Source organism: Leisingera sp. ABD4_442 (genome assembly GCF_056160905.1).
Map to the genome: position 1 here is coordinate 58,044 of NZ_JBSWYB010000013.1, position 13,450 is coordinate 71,493.

The window sequence follows — 13,450 nt, forward strand, 5'->3', positions numbered from 1 at the left end:
ATGGCTGACTATGACGATCCCTTTGCCGAACCGGGGGATACCGACAAGACGGTGATCAAGCCGAACCCGGGCGGACGGCGTACCGCCGCGCCAATGCAGCAGCCGGAGGTGCCGCAGCAGACCCAGCCGGTTCAGGAACAGCCCGCGGAGCCGGATTTGGATGCTTATGGCGTGCCGCAGGCGGCAGCACCGAAACCGCAGGCCACAGCGGGCGGTGCCAAAGCGCCGAAGATGGCCCTGACGGGGATGAACCAGCTGACGGCCTGCGCCTCAACTCTGTTTGCACTGATTTCCCGCATCCGCAACCGGGCCCAGCACATGGACCCGGACGGGCTGCGCAAGAATGTGGTTGCCGAGGTGCGCGCGTTTGAAAACCGTGCCTTGCAAGCGGGGATTGCCGCGCAGACGGTGAAAATTGCGCGCTATGCGCTGTGCGCGACGCTGGACGATGTGGTGCTGAACACGCCTTGGGGCGGCCAGTCCGCCTGGGGACTGCAGTCGATGGTGGCGACCTTCCACCGCGAGGTGGTGGGCGGCGACCGGTTTTATGACCTGCTGGCACGGCTGGAGAAGGAACCTGGCAACAATATCGACATGCTCGAGTTCCTGTACATGTGCCTGTCGCTGGGGTTTGAGGGCCGTCTGCGTGTGGAGCAGGGCGGTTCCGAGAAGCACTTGCAGATCCGCGGCGCACTGGCCCGGATCATCCGCAACCAGCGAGGCCCCGTCGAGCGCGATCTGTCGCCGCATTGGGAAGGACTGGTTAAGCCCTTCAAGGCGCTGTCGGTCTGGCGGCTGGTGTGGATCACCATGGCCGTGACCTGTGCCATTCTGGCGCTGCAGTTTCTGGGCCTTAGCTGGATGCTGTCGAATCAGACCGAAAATGTGGTCGGGCAGCTGACGATCGTGGATTCCGGCCCCAAGGCAGAGCTGGAACGGCGCGCGCCGCCGCCACCACCGCCACCGCTGGCGCCGACCACCGAGGAACAGGTCGCTAAGGTTTCAGGTTTCCTGGAGCCGGAGATCAAGGAAGGCATCGTGCAGGTCTTCCAGAAGGGCAACACGCTCATCATCCGGCTGACCGGATCCGGCATGTTCGGCTCTGGCTCGGATCAGCTGAGCAAGGCGTTCCGCAACCCGGTGAACCGGGTGGCCGAGGCGCTGAATGACGAAAAGGGCAAGATCATCGTGGCAGGGCATTCCGACAACGTGCCGATCCGCTCGTCGCGTTTCCCGTCCAATATGGCGCTGTCGCTGGCGCGGGCAAAATCGGTGATGGCAGGCATGGCCAAGGTCATGACCGATCCGGACCGGCTGTCTGCGGAGGGCCGCGCCGATAAGGAACCGATTGCAGACAACAGCACCCGAGCAGGGCGCGCCAAAAACCGCAGGATTGAAATCCTTCTGGTTCAGGAGGTTGAAGGATGATCCGCCGTTATTTCTTTCCCCTGTTCCGGTCGATCTACACCGTTCTGCTGATCCTGGCCGCGGTTCTGGCGGCCTGCGTGTGGTATTTTGCACCCTTCATCGGCGGCGATGACTGGCGGCCGTTTGATGGAGTGATGGCGCGGTTGATCACTATCGGAGTGATCTTCCTTCTCTATTTCCTCACCATCGGTATCATTTTCTGGCGCCGCCGCCGCAAGGACAGGGAGATGACCGAGGAGATGGCGGAGGCCGTCGACACTTCGGAAGATGATGTGCTGTCCGAGGAAATCGGCGAGCTGCGCGGCAAGTTCAAGGATGCCATGAAAGAGCTGCGCAAGTCCAAGGGCGGGCGGCGGCACCTGAACGATCTGCCGTGGTACATCATGATCGGCCCGCCGGGTGCCGGTAAGACCACGGCGATTGTGAACTCAGGCCTGCAATTCCCGTTGGCCGAGAAGATGGGCAAGGCGGCGATTGGCGGCGTTGGCGGCACTCGCAACTGCGACTGGTGGTTCACCAATGAGGCGGTGCTGATCGACACCGCCGGGCGCTATACCACACAGGAAAGCGACGCAGAGGCTGATAACGCCGCCTGGCTGGGCTTTCTGGGGTTGCTCAAGAAGTACCGCAAGCGGCAGCCCATCAACGGCGCGATCATTGCTATTTCGCTGTCGGACCTGTCCTTGCAGGATGAGATCACCCAGAAAAGCCACGCCGCCGCCGTGCGCCGCCGTCTGGCGGAGCTGCGCGAGAAGCTGGGTGTGCGTTTCCCGGTCTATGTGCTGTTCACCAAGGCCGACCTGATTGCAGGCTTCCAGGAGTTCCACGACAGCCTTGGCAAGGAAGACCGCGAACAGGTCTGGGGATTCACTCTGCCGCTGCCCAAGGGCAAGAAGGAACAGCCGCCGATTGCCGGGTTCGACGAGGAATTCGGGCTGCTGCTGGGGCAGATCAATGCCCAGCTGCTGGAGAAGATGCAGACTGAGACCGACCATCAGCGCCGGGCGCTGATTGCCGGGTTCCCGGCGCAGGTGGCCTCGATGCGGGGCGTGGCGCGCGAGTTCCTGATGGAGGTGTTCCAGGACAACCGCTATGAGCAGCGCCAGATGCTGCGCGGGGCCTATTTCACCTCCGGCACCCAGGAAGGCACCCCGATTGACCGGCTGATGCTGGGCATGGCGCAGACCTTTGGCATCGGACGGCAGGCAATCGGCTCGGGGCAGGGGACAGGGCGCAGTTTCTTCCTGACCCGCCTGTTCGAGAGCGTGATGTTTCCTGAGGCTGGGCTGGTCTCGGCTGACGACAAGGTCGAGCGCCGCTACCGCTGGACCCGCCGGATTGCGATTGCAGCTACCGTGCTGGTGGCATTTGCGACGGGGGGGCTGTGGGTCAATTCATACCTCGAGAACGCGGAATTGATCGAGGAAGCGGAAGAGCAGGTCGAAGCCTTCCAGGCGGCGGCAGCCACGCTGCCGCCCAGCCCGGTTGGGGACACGGACCTGGTGCCGGTCGCCGCCGCTTTGAACAATCTGCGCGACCTGCCGGGCAATCCCGTGCTTTCTGAGCCAGAGCCAGAGCGCGAGATGACCTATGGCCTGTATCAGGGCGAAGTGATCGGTACACAGGCGGCGCAGACCTACCGTGGGGCGCTGAACCGGCGTTTGCTGCCGCGTCTGCTGGTGCGGCTGGAGCAGCAGATCGAGGGGAATATGAACAACCCCGATACGCTGTATGAGGCGCTGAAAATTTACCTGATGCTGGGTCTTCAGGGGCCGATGAACCCTGATCTGGTTAAGGAATGGATGCGGCTGGATTGGGAAAACCTTGCCTATCCCGGCATCGCCCGCAGCCAGCTGCGCGCCGACCTGATGGACCACCTGACTGCACTGTTGTCGCAGCCGATGGAGGAGATTGCGCTGAACGGTCCGCTGATCGAGCAGGCGCAGAACATCCTGTCGGAAATGCCGCTGGCGCAGCGTGTGTATAACGGCATCCTGAACTCGCAGCAGGCAACGGCGCTCCCAAAATGGCGGATCACCGATGTTGGCGGGCCGTCGGTCAAGCGGGTGCTGGTCAGGAGTTCCGGCAAACCTTTGAACGACGGGATCGAGGGTATCTATACCTATGATGGGTTCCACAACGTGTTCCTGCCAGAGGCGGTCAGCGTTGCCGAGCGGGTTCACCGCGAGGCCTGGGTGCTGGGTGAGCAGAATGAGGCGGCGCAGAACGAGGCAGTACTGCTGAAGCTTAGCCGCGATGTGTTGGACCTCTACTACAACGACTATATCAGTCGCTATGACCAGATCCTGGGCGATATCGACATCGTGCCGCTGGAATCCTTGTCGCATGCGGTGGAAGTTACCAACGTTCTGTCCGGGCCGACGTCGCCCATCGTCAATATTCTGACCGAAGTCAGCAACGAGACCCGGCTGAACGAGGACAAATCTGTTCTGGATGCGGGCACGCTTGCCGCAGGCGCCCAGAACGTGGCCGCGATTGAGGCGCGTTCGAACCTGTCGATCCAAGGGCAGATCCTGCTGGAGGCGCTGGTCGGCTCTGCCGAAAATGCGCCCGGCCAGGCGGCCAAGCCGCCGGGGGCCTATGTGCAGGAGCGGTTCCAGTGGCTGTATGATCTTGTCAACCGGCCCGAAGGGCAGCCGTCGCAGCTGGACGACCTGATGGGGCAGCTTCAATTGGTCTATCAGGAGCTGAACAAGATGTCCTTCTCCGGTGTTGCATCCGGCGGCCAGAGCGGTCAGGCGCTGCTGCAGTTCCAGCAGACCGCCAGCCGGATGGGCGGGCCGCTGCCCCGCTGGGCCACGCAGATTTCGGCGGGTTCGTCCGGGATTACATCGGAGGGAACCCGGGCTTCGATCAACGCGCGCTGGCAATCTGCGGTGCTGCCGTTCTGCGAGAAGGCGCTGGCCAACCGCTATCCGTTCAACCGCTCGGCACGTGCCGATGTGGCGATGGCGGACTTTGCCAAGCTGTTCTCCCCAAGCGGGATGATCGATAGCTTCTTCAACGAACATCTGCTGAAATATGTCGACACCCGCAGCCGCCCCTGGACCTGGAAGCGGGTGAATGACGTGGATTTGGGCATCAGCCCGGCGGTACTGCAGCAGATGCAATATGCGTCCGAGATCAAGGAGGCGTTTTTTGCCGGCGGGACGCAGCCGGCTGTGAACTTCCAGATCACCGTCAACGCCCTGGACCCCAAGGCCAAGGAGGTACTGCTGGAAATCGACGGCACCAAGGTCGCCTACAATCACCGCTCTGGTGCGCCGACGCCTGTGGCGGTGACCTGGCCGGGTTCGGTTGGGCTGGCGCGGCTGACGCTGCTCCCGCAGAAGCGTGATGCTGAGAACGTGCTGTCGCGGGACGGGCCGTGGGCCTGGTTCCGGCTGCTGGACGCGGCGGAGGTGCGGCGCACCAACGTCTCCGACCGGCGGCGGGTGAATTTCCGCGTCGGCGGGCGGCTGGCGCTGTTTGAGCTGCAGTCCGGGTCTGTCATCAATCCCTTCGCCCTGCCGGCGATGGCGAAATTCAGCTGCCCGAAGTCGATGTGATGGCGGGGTTTGGCGCATTCGGCAAGATGCCTTCAACCGGGGATTTCTTCCGGCTGAACACGCCGGGCGGCTTCGTGCGGGTGTGGGATGCATGGCTGCAGCAGATTTTGCTGGATGGCAGGACGGTCTATGGATCCGGCTTTGATGTGCACTACATGTCCGCGCCGATCTGGCGTTTCACATTGCCTGCGGGGCTCGCGGGGCGCGCGGCGGTGTGGGGTGTTATGATGCCATCGGTTGACAGGGTGGGGCGGCGGTTTCCGCTGAGCCTGATGGCACCGGTGCCAGCGTCCGGCGGAGAGGGGTTTGGTCACCTGGTGTGCAGCGCTCTGTTTGAGCAGCTGGAGGAGTTGGCACTGGATGCATTGGAGGACAGCATGACCAAGGACAGGCTTGCAGACCGGCTTGCATCTGTGCCGGAACCCGTGGACGAACAGCCTGAGGCAACGGAGGTGATAAAGGCCGGGCCGCAAGGTCTGGAGAGACTGGCGGCCGCAGATCCGGACGGGCGGTTTAATCCGCGCCTTGCCGGGTGCAGCATCTGGACCGCGGTTCTGGATGGGGAGCCGCGCACGCTGGCTTGCAAGGGCTTGCCGGGAGGGGCTGCGGCGCTGGGTTTGTTCGATCCGGGTGCGCCGGTCTGGACCGGTGCTGAGGCGGCATGATGAACCAGCTGCGCAAATACCGCTATATCGCCAAGACCCATGTGGGACTCAAGCGCAAGGTAAACGAGGATGCGGTGCTGGCGCTGCCGGAGCACGATATCTGGCTGGTTGCTGACGGAATGGGCGGCCATGATGCCGGGGATTATGCCAGCCGGCTGATTGCCGACGCGGTTGCAATGATCCCGGAAGGTCTGGACCCTGCGGCCCGGATGCATGCGCTGCGCGATGCCATCCAGAACGCGCATAAGGTTATCCGGGCCGAGGCCGAAGCCCGCGGCGGTGGCACCATCGGGTCAACTGTTGCGGCGCTGATTATGGCGAACCAGCATTTTGTCGGCCTTTGGGCCGGGGACAGCCGGATTTACCGGCAGCGGGATGGCCATATCGAGATGCTGACAGAGGACCATTCAGCGGTGGCGGAATATGTTCTGGCCGGCAAGATGACCTGGGATGAGGCGGAGCAGCACCCGCATTCCAACGCCATTACCCGCGCAGTCGGAGTTGGAGAGGAGCTGGAGATTGACAAGATCCGAGGCAACACTGAAACTGGCGACCGGTTTCTGATCTGCTCTGACGGGCTGACCAAATATGCCACCTTCCAGATCCTGGAAGACGTGCTGGGCAATGCGCCGCTGGAAACGGTGGGGGATCAGCTGATCCAGATCGCCCTGACAGGTGGCGGGGCGGACAATATCACCGTGATCGTGGTGGACGTGCTGTAGCTTACCCGTTTCCCAGCCGGAATTTTTTAAATTTCCGGTGCCCCTATCAGGGTTTGGCCGTGACCAGGATACGGCTGTCAAGCGAGCGGATGCGGCTGGAATCCGCATCATAGCTGGCTTTCAGTGCTTCGGCGAACCCCACCGCGCTTTCAGAGGTTGGGCGCATTCCGTCAAACAGCGGTTCGGCGGAATGCAGCACCAGCACCTTGCTTTTGCCGAGCGTGCTGTCGTCGACCTTGAAGGCGATACCGCCATTTGATGCGGATTCCTCCAGGCTGTAGGCGACGCGCACCGGAATATCGCCGGTTTCGCCGCCGCGTAAACTGGAGATGGCGTTGTCCTCTCGCGAGATGTTGGGCAGCAAGTGGAATACATTGCCCGAAACATCAAGGATCGAGACCGTCAGATAGCCGTCTGTCACATCATTCGGCAACACCACATCGATCACCGGGTTTTCACCGACGAAGAACCGGCCGGAAGGGTTCGGCTCCACCGTGTCGCCGCCAACTGCAAACTCCACTTCAGCACCGCCTGATGGCGCCTTGGGCAGGTGCTGCTCTACGACGCACAGCGCATCATTCAGAACCTCGACGTCCAGAACCACTTGCCGTTCATGAGCCAGCGCGCGCAACGCATCAAACAGCTCCAGCCGGGTGGCGGTGCTGGCAACCCGGCCGCTGATCAGGATCGGGTCGGCGGGGCCATAGCCTTCGAAGTGGCCGTTGCCCTGGCGCACCAGCGGTCCGCAGTCGGAAAAGCTGTCCATGATCGCCTTGACCTCAGCCACGGGCAGCATCGGCAGTTCAAACCGGATTTCGGCCTTGCCTTCCAGGGCGCCGGGCAATCCGTTGCGGAACAGCTCGTTGAGCATCTCCGCGACATTGGTGTCATCCGTGGTGCCTGTCAGCCGGGCCTTGTTGTTGCTGACGACCAGCCGCCATTCGCGCAGCCCCTCGAGCGGCCTCAAGGTATCCAGCACATCGGCGCCCCAGGTGTCGGCAATCGTCCCGGATGCCAGGGTGAGATCTGCATCCTGAGACACTGACAACAGCGCATCCCGCACCGCCTCGGACGGTACGTTGCCGACGATTTCCACGGGTCCGCCGGCAGGTTTTTCTGCAATCAGGGAATAGGGGCGCGCCTCCGGGTAGCTGGGCCCAAGGAAACTGTCGAGGAAGCCCCCGAAATAGGCGCCGGTCCCGCCGCCCAACAGCAGGAGCACCGCCAAAGCCGCCCAGAGTCCGCCGCCGCGTTTTGCTGCTTTCTCCGTGTCTGGTTTGGAGGAGGGCGGCGGCGGAGCAGGTTTGCTGGTCTGCGGCACGATGATGGTGGCGTCTTCGTTCGGCGCCTCCAGCAGATCCGCCAGGCTGCCGCCATCAGCCCCGCTGCCGGGAGTGTCGAGAAACGCCAGAACCTCGCCTGCGGTTTGGAACCGGTCGGCCGGGTCCGGCGCGCACATGCGTTCGATCAGGGTTTTCAGCGGCTCTGGAACGCCGCTGGTGTCAACTGGTTTTTTCTTGTTTTCAACCACTTCCATCGGGTTGGCACCCAGCTTGGGAGCAGCGCCGCGGAAGTTTGCCAGCAGCAGCGCCCCCAACGAATAAATGTCCGACCGGGCATCGGTGTCGCCGCTCATCTGCTCTGGCGCGGCATAGGAGTATTTGCCCGCAAATTCATTCCCGACAATTGTCTGGGCGCCCGGATTGGTGTCCTTGGCGATGCCGAAATCGATAATCACCGCCTCTGCCGGGTCGCCGCCCCGCAGGATGATATTGTCGGGGCTGAGGTCGCGGTGGACAATATTGCGGGCATGGGCCGCCTGCAGACCCTGGGCCACCCTTCGGCAGATCACCAGCAAGTCATCGGCTGCCATCGGGCCCTGTTTCAGGCGCTTATCGAGGCCGGGGCCGTCGACGTAATCCATCAGTAGATAGATATGGCCATCCGGCGTGCGGTGGTTTTCAGAATAGCGCACCACGGCGGCATGGCGGATTTCGCGAATGTTTTCCTCGCGCGCCATCAGGACGGTAAAGTCCTCGTTGGCGGCGAGTTCCTGCTTCAGCACCTTCAGGGCCACCAGGTTGCCGGAAATTTCCGAGCGCGCCTTGTACACATCCGACGTGCCGCCGCGGCCCAGCAGGCATTCGATCCTGTAGGTATTGTTGAGCAGGTCACCCGGCTGGAACAAGTCGCCAGGGCGCGATTCAAGCATGGAAGTCTCCCTGGCCCTTGATCCGGCGCGGGTCCGGGCTGTACTTAGCCCAGAGCCTGAAATTCAACGCGGCGGTTTTCATCTGCGCGCGTGTTGTCCTGATTGAACGGCGCGGTTTCCCCCATGCCGATCGCCTTGAGCATGTCCTCCGGCACGCCGCAGGAACTGATCAGATGGCGGCGCACTTCCTGCGCCCGCAGTAGTGACAGGCGTTCGTTGTAAGCTGCAGAACCGGAGCTGTCGGTGTGGCCGATGATCTGGAACACGGTGCCGTTCAGCGCCTTCATCGAAGCGCACATATTGGCCAGTTTTGGCTCCTGGTCCGCCCGCAACGCGGCGCTGTCGAAATCAAAGGAGATCTGGACGTTGATTTGGGTCTGGCGGTCGACTGGGTTGTATTCTTCGGCTGCCGCGGCCACGGTCGCCGTCTCTTCGGTGCTGTCATCCGAGGCGCCGGCACTGCTGGGCACGATGACCAGGCCGCGGGTTTTTTGTTTCTTGAAGGCTTCAGTGATTTCTTCGACAGATAATTCACCGCTGTTTGATTGCGCCTGCGCCACTGGTGCCAAAATCAAACCTGCACCCAGAACACTTGCAAAAATTCCATTGAGGCGGATCATGCCCGGCGCCCCCTCTTACCGTTGCAACATAACAAACAGTTTATACCAGCGCCCGCAGCCTGCCAATGGCGGGCGCAGGCCGGCGCCGGAAAAAAACACGGTGTTTCCGGCAAGCTGTAATCAGGGGGTTTACTGGCAGGCGGCGAAAGACTGAAATAGGCGCAATTGGTCCAGGAGGAAAAATGCGGGTTTTGCCAGCTGTCATAATTGCAATTGGCCTGGTGCTGGCCCCTGTGGTCTGGTTCGGGCTCAGCTGGCTGCTGAGCGAAGAGGACTATCAGGGGGCTGGCGGCGTGGATTCTACGGCCCGGATTGATATTGAAATGCTGCGCCAGCAGGTCGAAGATTTGCAGGCACGGCTGACAGAGCTGCAAAACGAGGTTGCCAGCCTGCCCGCGGGAGGGGCAGGCGCCGGAGGCCCTTTCACCGATGACGCGGCCGGCGAGGCCGCGATCTGGAACCAGACTGGCGGGGCTGATCTGGACTATGCCCAAGTAGTGCTGATCGCCGACCGGCTGAATGTGAACCGTGGCCTGAGGGTGACCGGGGGCGCTTATCTCACTGAAAAGCTGGGCCGGCCGCGGGAGGACTTGAACGACACTTGCCAGCCGATGACCAATCCGGAGTTGAAGGAAAAGCTCGTAACCGAACAGGTCGGGCCGATCCGTGTCAGTATGCTGCGTCCGGCGATCGACAGCCTGAAGGTGGTGTTTGAGAATATCCGCCAGGCCGATCCTGATCTCTATGCCCGTATCAACACTGCAGGGGCCCTGTGTGTGCGCAGGATCCGGGGGACCGCCAATTCACTGTCGACACACAGCTATGGTCTGGCGGTGGATCTGAATATCGACGGCAAGCTGGACAATTTCACCGATGGCAAGACCCAGCTGGGCCTCACGATCATGGCGGATTTCTTTTATGATCAGGGATGGGTCTGGGGGGCCGGGTTCCGGCGCGAAGACAGCATGCATTTCGAGATCAGCCGCCGCCAGCTGGATCAATGGATCGCTGACGGCCTGCTGTAGCGTGGTGTCAATTCCTGTGGAATCAAACAGAGCGTAGAAGAACTTTGCTTGAATCCAGTGCTGATGCGATCCTGCGGTAGCGTGCAATGGACCGGGTCGGAGAGGTTTCTGCGGAACGCAGCAGTTTGGTCTGGGTTTCCTCCAGCACTGCCAGCGCCTGCACCGCGGCCCCGGCTTGCTTCTCTGGCGCCACCGCGATTAGCGGGCGATGTGTTCTCTGAGAGCTGGACTGGGTGCGGGCGGTGACCCTGGGCTGTGTCATATCGCGGTTCTCGACCGCGATCCGGCGCAGGTCCTGAGCCGTTTCGCGCAGAATACTGCGGACTTCCCTGTGGCCCGGCAGGCGAGCCAGGTCTTTTTCCAGTGCTTCAAACCTCTCGGCCAGGCAATCAATCAGATACTGCGGCGGAACACTGCCGCAAAGCAATTGGATATTGGAAACGCGTTCATCGACGCTGTCTGCTGAGCGGATCCGTTTGGTCAAAGGCCGGCTGCGCCCATTGAAGCCAAAGCTGCGGTCACCGTCGCTGCCGCCGCCACGCGAGCTGACGTCTCCGGCTCCGCCACCATCACTGCTCCCGCCGCCATCGCCGCCGCCATCGCCGCCACCGTCGCCGCCGCCATCGCCGCCACCGTCGCCGCCGCCATCGCCGCCGCCATCGCCGCCACCGTCGCCGCCGCCACCGTCGCCGCCGCCATCGCCGCCACCGTCGCCGCCATCGCCGCCGCCGTAGCCGCCGCAGCCACAGCCGCCAGCTTGGCTCTCAGTGGGAGAATTTAGGAAACAAGTGATCAGGATCAGGAACAGGATACGATGTAACAACATCCGCTTGAATTAGAGCGGTCAGCCTTCCAGTCCATAGGCTTGCCGGATTCCCCGCTGGGTGCCCGGCCCGAAATCCCCATCAATGGCGCCTGCATAGAAATTGTTTTCCTTCAGTTTCTTCTGCAACGCACGCCGGGTTTCGGAGGTGAACATATTTGGCCGATCACTGAGAAGCTTAAGTACATCTGAACTGCCTGTCCGCAATGCGGCATACAGATAATGGGCTGAATCTTCTGGACCTTTCGACGGAATTAGCCCGTCATCAATCAAAGCGGCAAAATTGAACTGAGCCTGCGGGTGGCGCAGGTCGGCCGCCCGTTCGAAGAACGCGAGTGCTTTCTTTGGATTGGCCGGCAGGCCCAGCCCGCCCTGATAGTGAAGGAAGCCAAGATCATTGATCGCATCGGCAAAGTCCTGGGCCGCCGCGGCCTGATACAGGTCAAGCGCCTTTGCTTGATCAACATCAACACCAGTGCCGCGCTCGTATAGTTTGGCAAGCTCAAACTGCGCTTCAGGAGAGCCGGCGTCTGCGGCGCGCTGCAGGAAATCGACCGCGGCGGCGGGATCAAACCGGCCTTCGTTCGGATTCAGCCGAATGTAGGCCAGGCCAAGCATCGACCGGGTGTCGCCGAGCTCTGCCAGTGCCAGCAGCTGTTCCTCTTGGTCCGGTTTCAAAGCGGCCCAGGCTGCGGATGCGTCAGCCGCACTGACAGGGGTATCATTGTCCCCGGGACCGGCAAGGTAGAACGGCACGCCGGTAAGCGACCCATAGGTATGGGGCTCCTGCAGATTTGCGGTGTTTTGCATCACATTGTCGCGCACCTGGCGGAACATCAGGCTGATTTCAAGCCCGGGCTGAACCATTTTATCCATCAGCGCCAAAGCATAGGGCGAGTTGCTGCCGGACCCGTCCAAAGCCACCTGGCCGTCTTTGGCCGCAAAGGCGACCAGGGTGCCGCGGTCGGGGTCTGCGGGTGCCATGCCGCCGCCGCCGCGGGTTGTCTCAGAAGATGCCGCCGATTGGCCGCCGTCCTGCTCCAGAGCAATGGAATCGCCCAGCGGATTGTCGCGGCAGCTGTCCAGAATGACGATACGCATCTTGCGGGCCCGGTCCACCGCCGCCAGCAGCTGTTTCAGCGACAGCGACTGGCGCTGCACATCCCGGTTGCTGGCCACCTGGGCATCAGCCGGGATCAGGAAATTCTCGCCCTGCACTTCGATCCCATGGCCGGCAAAATAAACAAGCGCCAAGTCCGCGACCTCGGAACGGAACGTGAAATCATCCAGCAGCTGCACTATGTCTTCGGTGCCGGGATCCAAGGCTAGGCTGACATCAAAACCGATGCCTTCCAGCGTATCGGCCATGGCAACGGCGTCGTTGCGGGTGTTCTCAAGCGGCGGAAGATACTGATACTCCGCCACACCGATCACCAGGGCAATCCGGTCGCTTGCTGCCTGCGCCGTCGCCGCGAACAGAAGGAAGGCCGGAAAAATCAGAGACTTGGAAAAGAAAGACATGCGGACACCTTGGCTGGCAGTTTCAGCTAAGGCCCAATGTAGTCCGCGAAAGCTGCAAAGAAAAATGAATTCCGCGACCGGTGCGCGGCCCCGCCTGGATCGGGCGGGGCCGCTGATTTTCAGGAAGCGGCAAGGCTTTTAGCGCCGCGCAGCCTGTCACGCAGCTTCTCCAGTGTGACCCCGGCCGCGGCCGCGGGCAGATCCGCGGGGCCGGCTTCCTCGACTTGCGCCTGCACGCGCCGGTAGAATCCAGAGAGCCCGGCCAGGGTTTGGATCACCAGGTCGAAGTCCTGCAGAGACCGCAGTTCCTGGCTGGTCGGGGCGGTGCCCCGCTCCAAGACATCCAGGACAACATCTTCCAGTGCCTGCATCTGGCGCCCCAGCTGCTCCATTTCCCACGCTGATGCAGCGCAGAGTTCGCTGAGAGCTTTGTCGGGATGCTCCATGGTTACAGCCGCCCGACGACCTGTTCGATGGCCTGTTTCATCGTTGCCACCGTAAAGGGCTTTCGGACGATGTTGTTCAACCCGATTTGCTTGCCAACTTGGATCATTTCCGGTGTGGGCTTGCCGGTTACCAAAATGAAGCCGACGCGCTGTGTTACCTGGTGATTGCGCAGCGCCTGCAGCAAGCCCAAGCCATCCATGCCCGGCATATTATAATCCGACAGCACCAGATGCACCGGGGTCTGGGTCAGTTTCTGGTAGGCGCCCTGGCCGGAATTTTCGACCATGTAGTTCTTGATGCCGATCTCATCCAGGCTTTGTGTGATGATCCCCCTGCTTGTCGACATATCGTCAACAACCATTACGCGGAGAGAGTCTTTCAAGCTCATTTTTCTTTCCTTCTGCTCTGCTTGCAGCCG

The 13,450-nt window shown here is 61.9% G+C and carries 11 protein-coding genes; 5 read left to right on the forward strand and 6 right to left on the reverse strand.

Annotation, left to right across the window (positions count from 1 at the left end; genetic code table 11):
* The 4 genes from icmH to ACXAHG_RS12210 are packed head-to-tail and all read left to right on the forward strand — an operon-like array spanning nt 1 to nt 6,384.
* Nucleotides 1-1,428 (forward strand): type IVB secretion system protein IcmH/DotU, encoded by a 1,428-nt coding sequence (gene icmH / locus ACXAHG_RS12195; RefSeq protein WP_475057636.1) that lies wholly within the window; start codon nt 1-3, stop codon nt 1,426-1,428.
* On the forward strand, nt 1,425-4,997 hold the full coding sequence (gene tssM / locus ACXAHG_RS12200; RefSeq protein WP_475057639.1) for a type VI secretion system membrane subunit TssM: 3,573 nt from the start codon (nt 1,425-1,427) through the stop codon (nt 4,995-4,997). The genes icmH and tssM overlap by 4 nt, the downstream gene beginning before the upstream one ends.
* Nucleotides 4,997-5,662: a type VI secretion system-associated protein TagF gene (gene tagF / locus ACXAHG_RS12205; protein WP_475057642.1), complete on the forward strand. Its 666-nt coding sequence runs from the start codon at nt 4,997-4,999 to the stop codon at nt 5,660-5,662. Before tssM ends, tagF begins: the two co-directional genes overlap by 1 nt.
* Nucleotides 5,662-6,384, forward strand: coding sequence for a PP2C family protein-serine/threonine phosphatase (locus ACXAHG_RS12210; protein ID WP_475045559.1), 723 nt, complete (start codon nt 5,662-5,664; stop codon nt 6,382-6,384). The genes tagF and ACXAHG_RS12210 overlap by 1 nt, the downstream gene beginning before the upstream one ends.
* Nucleotides 6,385-6,430: 46 nt before the next feature.
* Here ACXAHG_RS12210 and ACXAHG_RS12215 read toward each other — a convergent pair whose 3' ends face one another.
* Together ACXAHG_RS12215 and ACXAHG_RS12220 are read right to left on the reverse strand one after the other, a co-directional pair.
* Entirely contained in the window at nt 6,431-8,596 is a 2,166-nt protein-coding gene (locus tag ACXAHG_RS12215; protein WP_475057644.1) for a serine/threonine protein kinase, read from the reverse strand.
* A gap of 44 nt (nt 8,597-8,640) precedes the next feature.
* A complete protein-coding gene (locus tag ACXAHG_RS12220) occupies nt 8,641-9,216 on the reverse strand; it encodes an OmpA family protein (RefSeq protein WP_475057646.1) in 576 nt (191 codons plus the stop codon).
* A 182-nt stretch (nt 9,217-9,398) separates the two neighbouring features.
* Here ACXAHG_RS12220 and ACXAHG_RS12225 point away from each other — a divergent pair, with 182 nt between their 5' ends.
* A complete protein-coding gene (locus tag ACXAHG_RS12225; RefSeq protein WP_475045517.1) occupies nt 9,399-10,241 on the forward strand; it encodes a M15 family metallopeptidase in 843 nt (280 codons plus the stop codon).
* 22 nt (nt 10,242-10,263) lie between these two features.
* Here ACXAHG_RS12225 and ACXAHG_RS12230 read toward each other — a convergent pair whose 3' ends face one another.
* The 4 genes from ACXAHG_RS12230 to ACXAHG_RS12245 form a co-directional block, all read right to left on the reverse strand.
* Nucleotides 10,264-11,067: a hypothetical protein gene (locus ACXAHG_RS12230; RefSeq protein WP_475057649.1), complete on the reverse strand. Its 804-nt coding sequence runs from the start codon at nt 11,065-11,067 to the stop codon at nt 10,264-10,266.
* An 18-nt stretch (nt 11,068-11,085) separates the two neighbouring features.
* Nucleotides 11,086-12,585, reverse strand: coding sequence for a caspase family protein (locus tag ACXAHG_RS12235; RefSeq protein ID WP_475057652.1), 1,500 nt, complete (start codon nt 12,583-12,585; stop codon nt 11,086-11,088).
* 119 nt (nt 12,586-12,704) lie between these two features.
* On the reverse strand, nt 12,705-13,031 hold the full coding sequence (locus ACXAHG_RS12240; RefSeq protein ID WP_475045524.1) for a hypothetical protein: 327 nt from the start codon (nt 13,029-13,031) through the stop codon (nt 12,705-12,707).
* 2 nt (nt 13,032-13,033) lie between these two features.
* Complete coding sequence (locus ACXAHG_RS12245; protein ID WP_475045525.1) at nt 13,034-13,420, reverse strand: response regulator; 387 nt, start codon at nt 13,418-13,420, stop codon at nt 13,034-13,036.
* Between the last annotated feature and the right edge of the window lie 30 nt (nt 13,421-13,450).

Excerpts from the sequence above, each read along its gene's own strand:
- icmH (WP_475057636.1), top strand. The coding sequence starts at position 1 with ATGGCTGACTATGACGATCCCTTTGCCGAACCGGGGGATACCGACAAG.
- tssM (WP_475057639.1), top strand. The coding sequence starts at position 1,425 with ATGATCCGCCGTTATTTCTTTCCCCTGTTCCGGTCGATCTACACCGTT.
- tagF (WP_475057642.1), top strand. The coding sequence starts at position 4,997 with ATGGCGGGGTTTGGCGCATTCGGCAAGATGCCTTCAACCGGGGATTTC.
- ACXAHG_RS12210 (WP_475045559.1), top strand. The coding sequence starts at position 5,662 with ATGAACCAGCTGCGCAAATACCGCTATATCGCCAAGACCCATGTGGGA.
- ACXAHG_RS12215 (WP_475057644.1), bottom strand. The coding sequence starts at position 8,596 with ATGCTTGAATCGCGCCCTGGCGACTTGTTCCAGCCGGGTGACCTGCTC.
- ACXAHG_RS12220 (WP_475057646.1), bottom strand. The coding sequence starts at position 9,216 with ATGATCCGCCTCAATGGAATTTTTGCAAGTGTTCTGGGTGCAGGTTTG.
- ACXAHG_RS12225 (WP_475045517.1), top strand. The coding sequence starts at position 9,399 with ATGCGGGTTTTGCCAGCTGTCATAATTGCAATTGGCCTGGTGCTGGCC.
- ACXAHG_RS12230 (WP_475057649.1), bottom strand. The coding sequence starts at position 11,067 with ATGTTGTTACATCGTATCCTGTTCCTGATCCTGATCACTTGTTTCCTA.
- ACXAHG_RS12235 (WP_475057652.1), bottom strand. The coding sequence starts at position 12,585 with ATGTCTTTCTTTTCCAAGTCTCTGATTTTTCCGGCCTTCCTTCTGTTC.
- ACXAHG_RS12240 (WP_475045524.1), bottom strand. The coding sequence starts at position 13,031 with ATGGAGCATCCCGACAAAGCTCTCAGCGAACTCTGCGCTGCATCAGCG.
- ACXAHG_RS12245 (WP_475045525.1), bottom strand. The coding sequence starts at position 13,420 with ATGAGCTTGAAAGACTCTCTCCGCGTAATGGTTGTTGACGATATGTCG.